We start from the raw sequence: 558 nt of genomic DNA, 5'->3' as shown, positions 1-558 counted from the left end.
GCTGTGTGCCGCATCTCACCGGGCGGCGCTTTGAGCACGGTGTGACGGACTGTTACACACTGTTCCGGGATGCTTATCATCTGGCGGGGATTGAGATGCCGGACTTTCATCGTGAGGATGACTGGTGGCGTAACGGCCAGAATCTCTATCTGGATAATCTGGAGGCGACGGGGCTGTATCAGGTGCCGTTGTCAGCGKCACAGCCGGGCGATGTGCTGCTGTGCTGTTTTGGTTCATCAGTGCCGAATCACGCCGCAATTTACTGCGGCGACGGCGAGCTGCTGCACCATATTCCTGAACAACTGAGCAAACGAKAKAGGTACACCGACAAATGGCAGCGACGCACACACTCCCTCTGGCGTCACCGGGCATGGCGCGCATCTGCCTTTACGGGGATTTACAACGMTTTGGTCGCCGCATCGACCTTCGTGTGAAAACGGGGGCTGAAGCCATCCGGGCACTGGCCACACAGCTCCCGGCGTTTCGTCAGAAACTGAGCGACGGCTGGTATCAGGTACGGATTGCCGGGCGGGACGTCAGCACGTCCGGGTTAATGGC

2 protein-coding genes are annotated in these 558 nt (G+C 59.0%); both read left to right on the top strand.

The features are described from left to right. The coding region (locus tag EJ063_RS20510; RefSeq protein WP_148104552.1) for an NlpC/P60 family protein at positions 1-434 on the top strand (434 nt) is incomplete at its 5' end. Then, positions 332-558, top strand: a 227-nt coding sequence (locus tag EJ063_RS20505) for a tail assembly protein (protein ID WP_148104551.1), incomplete at its 3' end; no start/stop codon positions are given. The genes EJ063_RS20510 and EJ063_RS20505, both read left to right, overlap by 103 nt.

The organism is Vibrio aquaticus (assembly GCF_003970385.1).
Lineage (GTDB): Bacteria > Pseudomonadota > Gammaproteobacteria > Enterobacterales > Vibrionaceae > Vibrio > Vibrio aquaticus.
The sequence above is the reverse complement of the archived record's forward strand: the minus strand, read 5'-3'. Positions and strand labels throughout refer to the sequence as shown.